Source organism: Pantoea sp. C8B4, from assembly GCF_051336905.1.
GTDB lineage: Bacteria > Pseudomonadota > Gammaproteobacteria > Enterobacterales > Enterobacteriaceae > Pantoea > Pantoea rwandensis_B.
In genome coordinates, this window is the sequence record NZ_JBGMNK010000018.1 from 70,678 (window position 1) to 86,019 (window position 15,342).

Annotated in this window: 11 protein-coding genes; 5 read left to right on the plus strand and 6 right to left on the minus strand. The window is 54.9% G+C overall.

Annotated features, from left to right (window positions below; translation table 11 throughout):
- Nucleotides 1–24 precede the first annotated feature (24 nt).
- Both nifJ and ACCW76_RS18490 read right to left on the minus strand, forming a co-directional pair.
- Nucleotides 25–3,552: a pyruvate:ferredoxin (flavodoxin) oxidoreductase gene (gene nifJ / locus ACCW76_RS18485; protein ID WP_436339661.1), complete on the minus strand. Its 3,528-nt coding sequence runs from the start codon at nt 3,550–3,552 to the stop codon at nt 25–27.
- A gap of 136 nt (nt 3,553–3,688) precedes the next feature.
- Complete coding sequence (locus ACCW76_RS18490; RefSeq protein ID WP_045833339.1) at nt 3,689–4,345, minus strand: MgtC/SapB family protein; 657 nt, start codon at nt 4,343–4,345, stop codon at nt 3,689–3,691.
- A gap of 188 nt (nt 4,346–4,533) precedes the next feature.
- Between ACCW76_RS18490 and ACCW76_RS18495 the strand changes: the two genes are divergently transcribed.
- Complete coding sequence (locus ACCW76_RS18495; RefSeq protein ID WP_034821326.1) at nt 4,534–4,806, plus strand: putative hemolysin; 273 nt, start codon at nt 4,534–4,536, stop codon at nt 4,804–4,806.
- A gap of 16 nt (nt 4,807–4,822) precedes the next feature.
- On the opposite strand, the gene ACCW76_RS18500 is transcribed toward ACCW76_RS18495, so the two are convergent.
- Nucleotides 4,823–5,815: a 2-hydroxyacid dehydrogenase gene (locus ACCW76_RS18500; protein ID WP_038646822.1), complete on the minus strand. Its 993-nt coding sequence runs from the start codon at nt 5,813–5,815 to the stop codon at nt 4,823–4,825.
- Between the two features lie 165 nt (nt 5,816–5,980).
- Between ACCW76_RS18500 and ACCW76_RS18505 the strand changes: the two genes are divergently transcribed.
- The 3 genes from ACCW76_RS18505 to ACCW76_RS18515 are packed head-to-tail and all read left to right on the plus strand — an operon-like array spanning nt 5,981 to nt 9,116.
- Nucleotides 5,981–8,599 (plus strand): YdbH family protein, encoded by a 2,619-nt coding sequence (locus tag ACCW76_RS18505; RefSeq protein WP_436339662.1) that lies wholly within the window; start codon nt 5,981–5,983, stop codon nt 8,597–8,599.
- A complete protein-coding gene (locus ACCW76_RS18510) occupies nt 8,596–8,784 on the plus strand; it encodes a YnbE family lipoprotein (protein WP_013509194.1) in 189 nt (62 codons plus the stop codon). The genes ACCW76_RS18505 and ACCW76_RS18510 overlap by 4 nt, the downstream gene beginning before the upstream one ends.
- An 11-nt stretch (nt 8,785–8,795) precedes the next feature.
- The gene (locus tag ACCW76_RS18515) at nt 8,796–9,116 is read left to right on the plus strand and encodes a YdbL family protein (protein WP_200538682.1); all 321 of its coding nucleotides are present in this window, start codon (nt 8,796–8,798) and stop codon (nt 9,114–9,116) included.
- Between the two features lie 102 nt (nt 9,117–9,218).
- On the opposite strand, the gene azoR is transcribed toward ACCW76_RS18515, so the two are convergent.
- Nucleotides 9,219–9,818, minus strand: a complete 600-nt coding sequence (azoR, locus tag ACCW76_RS18520; RefSeq protein ID WP_034821315.1) for an FMN-dependent NADH-azoreductase — start codon at nt 9,816–9,818, stop codon at nt 9,219–9,221.
- A 255-nt stretch (nt 9,819–10,073) separates the two neighbouring features.
- On the opposite strand from azoR, the gene hrpA reads away from it, so the two are divergent.
- A complete protein-coding gene (gene hrpA, locus ACCW76_RS18525) occupies nt 10,074–13,970 on the plus strand; it encodes an ATP-dependent RNA helicase HrpA (RefSeq protein WP_436339664.1) in 3,897 nt (1,298 codons plus the stop codon).
- A gap of 109 nt (nt 13,971–14,079) precedes the next feature.
- Here hrpA and ACCW76_RS18530 read toward each other — a convergent pair whose 3' ends face one another.
- Nucleotides 14,080–14,886, minus strand: a complete 807-nt coding sequence (locus tag ACCW76_RS18530) for a trypsin-like serine peptidase (protein WP_038646829.1) — start codon at nt 14,884–14,886, stop codon at nt 14,080–14,082.
- 279 nt (nt 14,887–15,165) lie between these two features.
- Nucleotides 15,166–15,342, minus strand: a 177-nt coding sequence (locus tag ACCW76_RS18535; protein WP_436339668.1) for a hypothetical protein, incomplete at its 5' end; no start/stop codon positions are given.

A 15,342-nucleotide genomic window follows, 5' to 3' on the forward strand; every position in this document is an offset into this window, starting at 1 on the left:
GCCCGCGCGCCGGGCTTGATTCATTTAGTCACTTTTCTCTGCTTTACCGGCCATTTCCGCCAGTCGCTGATAGCGTTGATTGGCGGCTTCGGTTGCTTCCTGCCATAGCTGCGCAGCGGCTTCTGGTTCACGGGTTTGCAACTGGCGGAAACGCTGCTCGTTCATCAATGCCTCTTCCAGCACCGAGGTCGGCGGGCGAGAGTCCAGCGCCAGTGCCGCTTTGCCTTGCTCGGCCCGACGAGGATCAAAACGATACAGCGGCCAGAATCCACTGGTGGTCAACAATCGCATCTGCTCATGGCTGTAGGCAAGATCGTAGCCGTGCTCTTCACACGGACTGTAGGCGATGATCAGCGATGGGCCGGGCCAGGCTTCAGCTTCCTGAATCGCTTTTACCGTCTGATTCAACTGCGCGCCCAGCGAGATTTGGGCCACATACACATGCCCATAAAGCATGGTGGCAACGCCCAAATCCTTACGTGCTTTGCGCTTGCCTTGCTCGCCAAACTTGGTCACTGCACCGAGCGGCGTGGCTTTGGAGGCTTGTCCGCCGGTATTGGAGTAGCACTGGGTATCGAGTACCAGCACATTGACGTTTTCGCTCAGGCTCATCACATGATCAAGACCGCCATAGCCGATGTCATAGGCCCATCCATCACCGCCAATCAGCCAGACCGATTTATCAACCAGCGCATCGGCGATAACCTGCAATTCGCCAGCGTGCGCAGATGATGAGGCAGACAACTGCTGGCGCAGTTGCGCAATTTGCTCACGACGTAGCGATGTCAACACATTCTCTTGTTTAAGAGCCGCCACTAAGTCATCAGGCAACAGCGGCGCGCACTGATCTAACAAACGGAGCGCACGCTGTTTTTGCTGATCGACACTCAAGCGGAAGCCGAGTCCGAACTCAGCGTTATCTTCAAACAGAGAATTTGCCCATGCTGGGCCGCGTCCTTCTGCGTTGGTGGTGTAAGGCGTGGAAGGGAGATTGCCACCATAAATGGATGAGCAGCCGGTGGCATTGGCAATCAACAGGCGATCGCCATACAACTGCGTCAGCAATTTAATGTACGGCGTCTCCCCGCAGCCGGAGCAGGCACCTGAGTATTCAAACAGGGGGGTGATCAGCTGCGATGTTCGAATATCAATACGCTCCAACTGTTCCGCAGTGATTTCCGGCAGCGCAAGAAACGCATCGTAATTCGCCTTTTCAGTTTCGACATGCTCGAGGCGGGACTGCATGTTGATGGCTTTAATTTCCGGATGCTGGCGATCGCTGGCTGGGCACACTTCCACACAGAGATTACAGCCGGTGCAATCCTCAGGCGCCACCTGCAACACGTATTTCTGGCCGCGCATATCGCGCGATTTGACGTCCAGTGAGGCGAGGGAATCCGGTGCGGAATCCAGTGCCTCAGGCGCGACGACTTTGGCACGAATCGCCGCGTGTGGGCAGGCTGCTACACAGTGGTTACACTGCGTACAAAGGTCGGGTTGCCAGATGGGGATCGCTTCTGCAATGTTGCGTTTTTCCCACTGTGTGGTGCCGACGGGCCAGGTGCCATCCGGCGGCAGTGCTGACACCGGTAGTTTATCGCCTAAGCCCGCCAGCATGGCAGCGGTGACGGTTTTGACAAAATCCGGCGCGCTATCGGATACCACCGGCGGACGGTGCGGGCTGTGCTGATCAACCGCCTGCAGCGGCACCGCTTCCAGCGCTTGCTGTGCCATTGCCAGGGCCTGCCAGTTACGTTGCACCAGCTCCTCGCCTTTACTGCTGTAGCTGCGTGCAATGGCATTTTGCAGTTCCGTTAAGGCACTGTCGCCGGGCAGGATCTGCGTCAACTGGAAGAATGCCATTTGCATCACGGTATTGATGCGCGCGCCAAGCTGGCATTCACGCGCGATGCGCGCCGCGTTGATGACAAAGAAACGTGCCTGTTTATCATTGAGCTGGCTCTGTACTTCCTGCGGCAAGCGTGACCAGACTTCATCGGCGGCATAGGGCGTGTTCAGCAGAAAAATGCCGCCCGGTTTAAGCTGATCAAGCATCGAATACTTGTCGATAAATTGCAGTTGATGGCAGCCAATAAAATCCGCCTGCTGCACCAGATAGGCTGACTGGATGGGATGCTCACTGACGCGCAGATGGGAAACGGTCAGGCCGCCGGCTTTTTTCGAGTCATAGACGAAATAGCCTTGCACATGCCACGGCGTGGCATTGCCGATGATCTTCAGATTGTTTTTGCTGGCGCTTACGCTGCCATCACTGCCGAGGCCGTAAAACAGCGCTTCCAGTCGTGCCTGGTTTGGCACGATGTTAGCTTCCATCGGCAGCGATAAGTGCGTGACATCATCATAAATACCCACGGTGAAACGTGCAGGCGGCTGTTCACGTTGCAGCGCACGGAACACGGCGAGCACGGCATCAGGGGCAAACTCTTTCGATGAAAGACCGTAGCGTCCGCCAATCACCTTCGGCAGCGTCGGGCGTTCACCCCGGCTAAAGGCTTCAGCCAGCGCGGTCATCACATCCAGAAACAGCGGTTCACCGAGTGCGCCAGGCTCTTTGGTGCGATCCAGCACCGCCACGCGCTGAACGGAAGCAGGCAGCGCGTTGATCAAATGTGCCGCAGAGAAGGGGCGATAGAGGCGCACTTTTACCAATCCCACTTTTTCGCCGCGCTGTAGCAAGACGTCAATCGCCTCTTCGGCGGTGCCGCAACCCGATCCCATCATCACTATCACGCGCTCAGCCTGCGGATGGCCATAATACTCAAACGGCTGATAGCGGCGGCCTGTGTCAGCGGCAAAGGCGTCCATAGCGGCTTCAACATGGCCGGTGCAGGCGTCATACCAGCGGTTGGTGGCTTCGCGCGACTGGAAATAGGTGTCAGGGTTGGCAGAGGTGCCGCGGATCGTTGGGTGATCCGGCGTCAGTGCGCGTGCACGATGCGCGGCAATCGCGGTTTTCGGCATTAATGCCTGCAGCGTTTCATCGCTGATCGGCACGATTTTGTTGATTTCATGCGAGGTGCGGAAGCCGTCGAAGAAGTGAATAAAGGGCACGCGGCTATTCAGTGAAGCCATCTGTGAAATCAGTGCGAAATCCTGGGCTTCCTGCACGCTGGAGGCACATAACTGCGCGCAACCGGTCTGGCGAACGGCCATCACATCGGAGTGATCGCCAAATATCGACAGCGCATGCGTGGCAACAGTGCGTGCTGCGACATGCAGAACAAACGGCGTTAACTGTCCAGCCAGTTTATACAGTGTTGGGATCATCAGCAGCAGGCCCTGTGATGACGTAAACGTGGTGGAAAGGGCGCCAGTTTGCAATGCACCGTGTACGGTGGCGATCGCACCGCCTTCTGATTGCATCTCCACCACGCGGGGGATATCACCCCAGATATTGCGGCGACCTTCGCCAGACCAACTGTCGGCCAGTTCAGCCATGGTGGAGCTGGGTGTGATGGGATAAATGGCGATCACTTCACTGGTGCGGAAAGCCACCGAAGCCACCGCACCGTTGCCGTCGACGGTAATCATAAATCGTCCTTTGCTACGCTGAGAAACCCGAAACTTTACGGGGGTAATGATTCAGTTTAGCAAAGGGGGTTAACAGGACTTTTTCATCTGTGTGGTGACGACAGGTGAACGCACTGCCATCTAAAGTTGTCGGTTTTTACATCATTTCCAGTGACTGAACGCCTTTGATCTCCATCACTTTATCGTAAATAGCGTGAATTGCGGCATTGCGTGACAATGTCACCTCTACGCTGAGTTCACACAGGCCATTTTCTTCGTCCCGATTCACCACGGCGATATGACCATAGCGAATATTTTCGCGTTGCAGCACCAGCAACACCAGCGGCACACTTTTGGGTTTGAGGTGCACCATCAAGGTATGATGGCGACCGATCAACCAATGGCTGATGCGGCGGAAGGTCTCTAACACCACCAGCGCTAACACCGTGCCATAGATACCAATTTCATACATGCCGCTACCAATCACCAGGCCAATCGCGGCGGTGACCCACAAGCCTGCGGCGGTGGTTAAACCCTTGACCACTTGTTTTTGAATGATGATGGTTCCGGCACCCAGGAAGCCCATCCCGCTCACGACCTGTGCCGCAATTCGGCTGGGATCGAGCGCCACGTGATCACTATCAAGCATGTCGGCGAAGCCATATTTCGATACCAGCATAAACATGGCACTGCCGATACCCACCAAAATATGGGTGCGTAAACCGGCCTCTTTGGCACGCATCTGACGTTCGAGACCAATCAGCCCACCCAAAATGCCGGCGAGCGCAATACGGATCAACATGTCCGTTAGCATGATTCCTCCTTACGCATTGAAAAATAGGATTGTTTCGGTGAAAAAAGGCTAATCAGGTCCAATCAGGATAATTCTGCTTGCAAAAGGCGATAAAAAAATTTGTAAAAAGCTGTGTCGCCTATCGATCCCTTAACCTACCTGACATATGCTGGTGGCTCTTTTACGCCCAACTCCCCGGAGCCCGACCGATGAAAGCCGCTACCTTACTGCTGGCCGGTGCAGCACTGTTACTTTCTGCCTGCAGCAGCAACAGTGATGACGAACCACCGCAACAGGCTACCGCAGCACACGTTCAACCACATGTTGTGATGGCCTCCATGGCCGAAGTGAATTGCAGTAATGCCGGGGGAACGTTGGCGTTTTCACGTCAGCTGGATGGATCGCGTATTGGCATGTGCCAGTTAGCCAACGGCCGACGTTGTGACGAGCAGGCGCTGATGGGTGGACAGTGCGCCCGCTGAGGCAGGCGCAGCCTCTTTACGCTTTCACCTGATTCGGGCAGGTTTCGCCACGTTCAAGCTGACTTAAATTGCTGAGCGTGGTTTCGGAAATCGCCGTCAGGGCTTCGGCGGTCAGGAATGCCTGATGGCCGGTGAACAACACGTTATGGCAGGCTGACAGGCGACGGAACACATCGTCCTGAATCACATCATTCGATTTATCTTCAAAGAACAGATCGCGCTCATTTTCATACACGTCCATACCCAGCGAACCAATCTTTTGCTGCTTCAGTGCATCAATGGCTGCCTGTGAGTCGATCAGGCCACCACGACTGGTGTTGATGATCATCACGCCATCCTTCATCTGGTTAAAGGCTTGCGCGTTCAACAGATGATGATTTTCCGGCGTCATTGGGCAATGCAACGTAATCACATCGGATTCGGCAAACAGCGTTTTGAGGTCGACATACTCGACACCCATTTCGAGTGCCGCAGCGTTTGGATAAGGGTCAAACGCCAGTAAACGCATGCCAAAGCCTTTCAGGATGCGCAAGGTTGCCACGCCGATTTTACCGGTGCCAACGACACCCGCCGTTTTGCCGTGCATATTAAAGCCGGTCAGCCCATCCAGTGAGAAGTTAGCATCACGTGTGCGTTGATAGGCGCGGTGAATGCGGCGATTCAGCGTCATCATTAATCCCACCGCATGTTCCGCCACGGCTTCCGGCGAGTAGGCCGGTACACGCACCACCTGCAGGCCCAGACTTTCGGCTGCGGCAAGATCGACATTATTGAACCCGGCACAGCGTAACGCGATCGTTTTCACGCCCAGTGCTGCCAGTTCCTCCAGTACCCCTTTACTGCCATCATCATTAACGAAAATGCACACGGCATCGCAGCCGGCGGCATTCTTGGCGGTGGTTTCGCTGAGCAGGAAGTCAAAAAATTGCAGCTCAAATCCAAAGCTGGCATTGACGTGTTCGAGGTATTTCTGGTCGTAATGTTTGGTACTGTAAACCGCAACTTTCATTATTTCGCTCCTGAAAAATGCAACGTCGGTGTCCTCACAGAATAACGTTTTCTACATCATTTTGCTGATCTTCAGCCAGGCTATACAGGTAACACCTTCATTTGCCGGGCATAACATGACATCATCTCCGTCAGGATTGCGTAAAGAACAGGATAGTTAACTGCCATGTCGCGGGGCCTCCGTCGAACACTTGCTGCGCTACTGGCGCTGATACTGCTGCTGTTGGGATTATTGCTGACGCTGACGCAATGGTTGCCGCGTCTGGCGGGGATCTGGCTGCCGGAAAATACCCGCGTGGAGCTCAATGGCTCACCGCGCTGGCATCACGGCGGCGTGCATTTTCCGGCGGTACGCTATCTGGCCGGTGATTGCGAACTGGCGACGGTAAAAGATGTGGCGCTGGGTTGGCAAGATAAACGCTGGCAGCTCAGTGCACAGGCCGTGCAGCTTAATAGTGATTGCCTGCAAGCCCTGCCACTGAGCGATGCCAGCGGTGCTCCGCGCAGTCTGGCCGAATGGCAACAGATGCTGCCGGGCGCCGATATCCATCTGGAGCAACTGAGTATTTTACCCTGGCAGCAATATGCCGGTCGTTTTGACCTCAGCTTCGATAAAACCGTCCAGCAGTTGCACTATCAGGGCGATAACCTCCAGGTTGATGCGCGTTTGCAAGGGCAGCAACTGCAGATCGCACAACTCCAGCTCAGCCATCCTCTGCTGCCAAAACCGCTCGATTTGCACGGAGAGTTAACGCTGCCCACCTTTGCCAATGGGTTACCAATTGCGGGCGAACTCAGCGGCGACGTCAATCTGGCGCAGTGGCCGCAGCCACTGGCAGTGACGCTTAACTGGCAGCAGCAGCAGGGCACGCTGGTGATTAATCAACAGGGCGACGATCAGCCTTTGTTACAGTTACCGTGGCAGGTCGATGCACAGCAGATTCGTATCACCCAGGGACATTGGCGCTGGCCGCAAGCCGATCAGCCGCTGTCGGGCGGTCTGGCGCTCACGCTGGAGCACTGGCAGCAGGGGCTGGAAAACACTCAAGTCAGCGGACGGTTTAACCTGCTCACTGCGGGGCGCGGAGGTAAGGGAAATCTGGTGCTGAGTGTCGGGCCGGGCACATTGAGCCTGACTGACAGCGCGTTACCGTTCCAGCTGACCGGGGAAAGTAAGTTTGCCGATCTGCAGTTATTCGGCAGTATGCCGGGAATGCTACACGGCATGCTGACTGACCCGCAAATCACGTTCAAACAAGGCGCACTGCTGCGCCTGCGTGGACGCTTGTTGTCGACGCTGGAAGTGGACGAAGCGCGCTGGCCGCTGGCGGGTGTCACGCTGGCTTCGCGCGGCATTAATGGCCGTCTGCAGGCCATTTTAAAGGCACACGATCCCAACTTTGGTCGCTTCACGCTGCATCTTGATGGCCGCGCCAGCGATTTTTGGCCAGACAGCGGACGCTGGAACTGGCGATACTGGGGCGATGGATTGATGCAGCCACTCAATGCCAAATGGGATGTGAAGGGCACGGGCAGCTGGCAGGATACGTTAATCAGCCTGGACACACTCAACACCGGTTTTGATCAACTGGCTTATGGCATGGTGCAGGTTGATAAACCGCGCCTGACCTTGACCGCACCGGTGCGCTGGCAGCGAGACGTTGCGCATCCGGCTTTCAACGGTGGTTTTACCCTGAAATCCGGTCAGACGCAGTTTAGCTATGGCGGCTGGTTGCCGCCATCAGAACTGCGTTTTGAGGCCAAAGGCAGCGATCCGAGTCGCTTTATCTGGCGTGGACAACTGACTGCTGAGGATATCGGCCCGGTGCGGGTTCACGGTCGCTGGGATGGTGAACGTCTGCGTGGTGAAGCCTGGTGGCCCGCGCAGTCATTAGCCGTGTTCCAGCCGCTGCTCAGCAGCGATTTGAAGATGCGCATTCAGTCTGGTGAATTGCGGGCACAAATGGCGTTTTCTGCGGCCACCCAACAGGGCTTCGAAGCCGGCGGTTTCTGGGCAGTGAAACAAGGCAGCGTGTGGATGCCGGACAGCGAAATCAATGGCATCGACTTCACGCTGCCATTCCGCCTCAAGGATCACCAATGGCAGTTAGGGCGGCGCGGTCCGGTTTCACTTCGCATCGCCGAAGTCAAAAATCAGTTTGCCTTGCAGAACATTACCGCCGATCTGCAGGGTCACTATCCATGGCAGGAGCGCCAGCCGCTCACGCTGAGCAACGTCAATCTCGATCTACTGGGCGGACATGTCAGTATGCCAGAGCTGAGGATGCCGCAGCATGAGCCCGCGCGCGTTTCACTGCGCGAGATTGATCTCAGCAGGCTGATCACGGCAATCAAACCGAAGCAGTTTGCCATGTCGGGCAAAGTGAATGGCGAGCTGCCGCTATGGGTGAATAATCCACAATGGTTGATTGAGAAAGGCTGGATCGCCAATAGCGGCCCGCTGACGTTCCGAATGGACAAAGATATGGCCGATGCCATCGTCAGCAATAATTTTGCTGCGGGAGCCGCCATGGACTGGCTGCGCTACATGGAGATTTCCCGTTCGTGGGCAACATTAGATCTCGATAATTTCGGAAATCTTACGATGCAGTCCGAAGTGAAAGGCACCAGTCAGTTTAGTAATCGCCGACAATCAATCAATCTCAACTATCGGCATCAGGAAAATCTGTTCCAGCTGTGGCGCAGCCTGCGCTTTGGCGATAATTTGCAATCCTGGGTGGAACAAAATGCCACCCTGCCATCGAAGAAGGATCCCCAACCATGAGCCTCAGGGCATTGCTGGTGTTGGCAGCTGGGCTGCCGCTGATCGGTTGCGTGCCGCGCATTGAAGTGGCGGCACCGAAAGAGCCGATCACCATCAATATGAACGTGAAGATCGAACATGAAATCCACATCAAGGTCGATAAAGATGTGGAAGCGTTGCTGAAAAACCAAAGCGGCCTGTTTTGAGGAGCGGCATGATGAAATCAAAAGCGATGGCATGGTTGCTGGCGCTGCTGCTGGTGCCTTCAGCCTGGGCACTGACGCTGGATGAAGCGCGGCAGCAGGGCCGCGTCGGTGAAACACTCAGTGGCTATGTGGCGGCGCGTCAGCAAGACGATGAAACGCTGGCGCTGGTGAAACGGATTAACGATGGCCGTACGCAGCAATATCAGCGCGTCGCGCAGCAGAATAATCTCACTACCAGCGAAGTGGCACGTATTGCAGGAGAGAAACTGGTGAGTCGCGCGGGCAGCGGCGAGTATGTGCGCGGCATCAACGGGCAGTGGTTACGTAAGTAACGCCAAAATGGGTAATAAACAGCCATAAAAAAGCCGGGCACTCAGGCCCGGCAAAGATGGCATCATACCCATTATTCTCGGGTATTCATCACGTTCTTAAGATTACGCAGCAACAATTTGCTTGATGGCATCTTTAGCGTCGTTAGCCGCTTTCGTTGCCACCTCTGGACCATAAGCAATACCTTCCGCGAACACGAAGTTCACATCGGTGATGCCGATGAAGCCCAGGAACAATTTCACGTATGGGGTCAGCAGATCGGTTGGGGTATCTTTGTGGATACCGCCACGGCTGGACAGGATCACGGCACGTTTACCGGTGACCAGACCTTCAGGGCCCGCTTCGGTGTAACGGAAGGTGACGCCAGCACGAGCGATCAGATCGAAGTAGTTTTTCAGCTGAGTCGGGATGTTGAAGTTGTACATTGGCGCGGCGATAACCACAGTGTCATGCGCTTGCAGTTCTGCAATCAGCTCATCAGACAGCGCCAGAGCTTCCTGCTGACGTGGAGACAGCGGAGCATCGGAAGGACGCAGTGCGCCAACCAACTCGCCATCCAGAACCGGAATTGGCTGAGCAGCCAGATCGCGAACGGTCACTTCATTGCCTTTGGCGCGCGCTTCTTCAGCGTAGAAGTCAGCCAGTTGGTTTGACTGAGAATAACCGGCCAGAATGCTTGATTTCAGAACTAAAACTTTGCTCATGGTATTTTCCTGTGCGTTACGCGGTTGGCTTACCGCTCAATGCGTTACACTCTACGGAGTTCCTCCGCGAGGTAAAAGCGCAATATTTCGAGACCTATGTTCGAAATTATTGAATAAGGTCGCACGTCCGGTCAGGTGAGGTTTTCCAGAGTGTGCTATCATGCCGGGCAATAATTGATTGAATCCGCCGGGAAATTTCAGCCGGTATAGAGCGCACTTTGCCAGGCTCGCCGCGACAACAGGTAACGCATCACTATGTCATCATCCCAAACGTCCCCTTTGGCGCCGCTCTGGTCGCGGCTCGATAATCTGACGCTGCGCGATCGCCAGCGTTTGCAACGTCGCCTGCATGGCGCAGCGAAGGTGAAAAATCCAGCCGCGCAGCAAGGCATTGCGACAGAATTAGAGTCTGAATTTGCTGCCGCTGAACAGCGCATTGCCCAGCGCACGGCGGCCACGCCACGTATCACTTTCCCGGAAAACCTGCCGGTCAGTCAAAAGCAGCAAGAAATCGCTGAGGCGATTCGCGATCATCAGGTGGTAATTGTGGCTGGGGAAACCGGTTCAGGGAAAACCACCCAGCTGCCGAAGATTTGCCTGGCGCTCGGACGTGGTGTGAAAGGGTTGATCGGTCATACGCAGCCACGCCGACTGGCCGCGCGTACGGTCGCCAACCGTATTGCCGATGAGTTAGAAACCTCGCTCGGCGGCACTATCGGCTACAAAGTGCGCTTTAACGATCAAGTCAGCGACACCACCCAGGTGAAGCTGATGACCGACGGTATTCTGCTGGCGGAAATCCAGCAGGATCGTCAGTTGTTGCAATATGACACCATCATCATCGATGAAGCGCACGAACGCAGTCTGAACATCGATTTCCTGCTGGGGTATTTGCGTGAGCTGCTGCCGCGCCGTCCCGATTTGAAAGTGATCATCACCTCGGCAACCATCGACCCGCAGCGTTTCTCGCGCCACTTCAATAATGCGCCGGTGATTGAAGTCTCAGGCCGAACCTATCCAGTCGAAGTGCGCTACCGCCCAATGGTGGAAGACGCTGACGATACCGACCGCGATCAGTTGCAGGCGATTTTTGACGCCGTAGATGAGTTAGGTCAGGAAAGCCGCGGTGATATTCTGATCTTTATGAGTGGCGAGCGTGAAATTCGCGATACCGCCGATGCGCTGATGAAGCGCGATATCCCGCATACCGAAATCCTACCGCTGTATGCGCGTCTGTCGAATGCCGAGCAGAACCGTGTATTCCAGTCGCACAGCGGTCGTCGTATCGTGCTGGCCACCAACGTGGCGGAAACGTCACTGACGGTGCCGGGGATTAAGTACGTTATCGATCCCGGTACGGCGCGCATTAGCCGCTACAGCTATCGTACTAAGGTGCAGCGTCTGCCGATCGAGCCAATTTCTCAGGCTTCCGCCAATCAACGTAAAGGGCGTTGCGGACGTGTGTCGGAAGGGATCTGTATTCGTCTCTATTCTGAAGACGATTTCCTCAGTCGCCCGGCGTTTACCGATCCGGAAATTCTGCGTACTAATCTGGCGTCGGTTATCCTGCAAATGACCGCGCTTGGCCTCGGTGATATCGGCGCGTTCCCGTTTGTTGAAGCGCCCGATAAGCGCAATATTCAGGATGGCGTGCGACTGCTGGAAGAGTTAGGTGCCATCACGCTGAGTGAAGATGAAACCTATAAGCTGACGACGTCTGGCCGCCAGTTGGCGCAATTGCCAGTAGATCCGCGTCTGGCACGCATGGTACTGGAAGCACAAAAGTTCGGTTGCGTGCGTGAAGCGATGATCATTACTGCGGCCTTATCGATTCAGGATCCGCGCGAGCGCCCGAGTGATAAACAGCAGGCATCCGATGAAAAACACCGGCGCTTTGCTGACAAAGAGTCGGATTTCCTCTCATTTGTGAATCTGTGGAATTACCTGCAGGAGCAGCAAAAAGCCCTGTCTGGTAATCACTTCCGTCGCCAGTGTAAAACCGATTTCCTCAATTATCTGCGCGTGCGTGAATGGCAGGATATTTACACGCAGTTGCGTCAGGTGGTACGCGAACAAGGCATGCCGGTTAACAGCGAACCCGCGCCATATCGTGAAGTGCACTGCGCCTTACTGACCGGATTGCTGTCGCACATTGGTCAGAAAGACAATGAGAAGCAGGAATTCACCGGTGCGCGTAACGCCCGCTTCTCCATCTTCCCTGGCTCCGGCCTGTTTAAGAAGCCGCCGAAGTGGACGATGGTCGCGGAACTGGTGGAGACCAGCCGCTTGTGGGGCCGCGTGGCCGCACGTATCGATCCCGAATGGATTGAACCACTGGCCCAGCATCTGATTAAACGTAGCTACAGCGAACCCCACTGGGAGAAAGCCCAGGGTGCGGTGATGGCGACAGAGAAAGTCACGCTTTACGGGCTGGCAATCGTGCAGGCGCGTAAGGTCAACTACAGCCGCATCGATGCGCCACTCAGTCGTGAGCTGTTTATCCGCCACGCGTTGGTGGAAGGCGACTGGCAAACGCGCCATGCGTTCTTGCGTAACAACCTAAAATTGCGCAGTGAAGTGGAAGATCTGGAACACAAATCACGTCGGCGTGACATTCTGGTGGATGATGAAACGCTGTTTGCTTTCTACGACCGTCGCATTGGCGCTGATGTGGTCTCCGCACGCCACTTTGATAGCTGGTGGAAACAGGCGAGCAAGGACAATCCTGACCTGCTGAGTTTTGATAAGCAGATGCTGATCAAAGATGGCGCGGATAAAGTCAGCCAGCTCGATTACCCGAACTTCTGGCATCAGGGCAATCTGAAGCTGAAACTGAGCTATCAGTTTGAACCTGGCGCGGATGCCGATGGTGTTACCGTTCACATTCCGTTGCCGTTGCTGAATCAGGTTGAAGAGGGTGGCTTTGAGTGGCAGATCCCCGGTGTGCGCCGTGAGTTGGTGATTGCACTAATTAAATCGTTGCCAAAACCGACGCGCCGTAATCTGGTGCCCGCACCGAACTACGCGGAAGCTTTCCTCGGTCGTGTGAAAGCGATGGAGTTACCGCTGCTCGATGCGCTAGAGCGCGAGTTCCGCCGCATGACCGGGGTGACCATTGATCGGGAAGCCTGGCAGTGGGATCAGGTGCCCGATCACCTGAAAATGACCTTCCGCATTGTGGATGAACACAATCGCAAGCTGCAGGAAGGCAAAGATCTGCATCAGCTTAAACAGGTGTTGAAAGGGAAAGTGCAGGAAACGCTGTCTAAAGTCGCGGACGATGGGCTGGAGCAGAGCGGACTGCACATCTGGAGCTTTGGTGATTTGCCGCAAAGTTACGAGCAGAAACGCGGCAGCTATCAGGTTAAAGCCTGGCCCGCACTGGTCGACGAGAAAGACAGTGTCGCCATTCGCCTGTTCGACAACGAGCTTGAGCAGCAAAAGATGATGTGGCGAGGTCAGCGTCGCTTGTTGTTACTGAACATCCCGTCGCCAATCAAGTATCTGCATGAGAAACTGCCCAACAAAGCTAAACTCGGCTTGTACTTCAATCCTTACGGCAAAGTGCTGGATCTGATTGATGACTGCATCGCTTGTGGTGTCGACAAACTGATGGCGGAAGCAGGCGGTCCGGCATGGCAACAGGAGAACTTCGAGCAACTGCGCGACAAAGTGCGTGCTGAATTGAACGAAACCGTCGTCACTATCGCCAAACAGGTCGAGCAGATTCTGACCAGCGTGTTCAATATCAACAAATTCCTGAAAGGTCGTGTCGACATGACGCTGGCGCTGGCACTGTCTGATATTAAAGCGCAAATGAGCGGACTGGTTTACCGCGGCTTTGTCACTGGTAATGGCTATCAGCACCTGGGCGATACGTTGCGCTATTTACAGGGCATCGAGCGCCGCCTTGAAAAATTGCCGTCAGATCCCTACAGCGACCGTGCGCGCATGTTGAAAGTGCAAGCCACAGAGCAGGCTTGGCAGACATGGCGCAATAAACTGCCCCCGCAGCGTCAGGATGATGCTGAAGTTCAGGCGATTCGCTGGATGCTAGAGGAGTTGCGGATTAGCTATTTTGCTCAGCAGTTGGGCACACCTTATCCCATCTCTGATAAGCGCATCCTGCAGGCGATGGAGCAAATTAGCTGAGTCAACAAAAGCACAGAGGCGCTATTTCTGCGCCTCTGTGAGTGAAATATCGCTGACTGCGCATGAAACACTCTCGCGCGAAGAAGGTGAGCGATTCAGTGGCAAAAACTTATTTCGCCAGCGCTTCCAGACTGTCTTTGAACGACGTCACCGCGATGGCACGGTTATCCGCGCGATAACGGTCCGCCGGTGCGGGGGCAGAGCTTTGCACGGCAATCAGTTTCCAGCCATCACCACTTTTCAGCAGAAGAGGCGATCCACTATCACCGGGCAACGTATCGCATTGATGCGACAGTACGGCACGTTGCGCCCAGCCGGTAATCAGGCAGTCGCTGTGAGAATAGAGTGTGTCGAGGTGATCAGCCGGGTAACCGGCTTGTGTTACTTTGCGTTCGGTAGTTTTCAACGCATCGGTTAAATCGCTGCGTGAGCCGTCAAATAAGGGGATGGGTACAATACCCGACGGCGGATTATGCAAAATAACCAGCCCGTAATCGTAAGGTGCCGCGCCCGGCGGCACGATCCAGCCCTCACCATCGGCCTGTAGCCTGCGCGCCAGTGAAGGTTCTACACGCGCATCAATATCATGTATTTCGTAACGCCAGCCTTTAGCACCTGACATAAAACGCAGCGCCACCGGTTTATCAAATTTACCCGGAGGGGCGAGCAGGCAATGTCCAGCGGTTAATGCCAGATGCGCGGATATCAGGGTTGCCGTGCAGAGGTTGCCACTTTCGGTCTCCAGCTGGCCAATGGCATCCCAGGGAGCGGCACTCACATCCGTAATGGCTTTGCGGTGATCTTTACCAAAAAATAGCGTCTTGATGTCTTCCGGGCTTGGCCCATCTTCATCATCGGCATGTGCTGCGAGGTTAAAACTGAAAATTCCAACAAGTAACAGGATAGCCAGGCGCATAGTTCTCTCAATGGCGAGAATAAGAAGAGGTTATTGTCATCACGCTTGAGCGATAACTATAGTCGGAGAGCGGGAAAAAAGGGAGAAATATTGGAGTAATCAGCACGCTACAACGACTAGATAAAAAAGCTGGCTGCAACAATGCCGCACAGGATCATCACAATCAGGATAATTTCGAAGCGATAGCGACGCACCATTTTTCGCTACTCCAGTAAATAAACACCCGGCATAACCGGGTGTTTTCAATCGTTAATGCGGTGTTGGCGCTAAGAGGCCGACTTATTTAGCCGCTTTTTTCACTTTGTGATGCTTTTTAGCAGCCTGAGCTTTCTGTGCAGCTGGTTTGGTTACTTTTTTGTGGTGCTTTTTAGCAGCCTGAGCTTTCTGTGCAGCTGGCTTGGTTGCTTTTTTGTGGTGCTTTTTAGCAGCCTGGGCTTTCTGTGCAGCTGGCTTGGT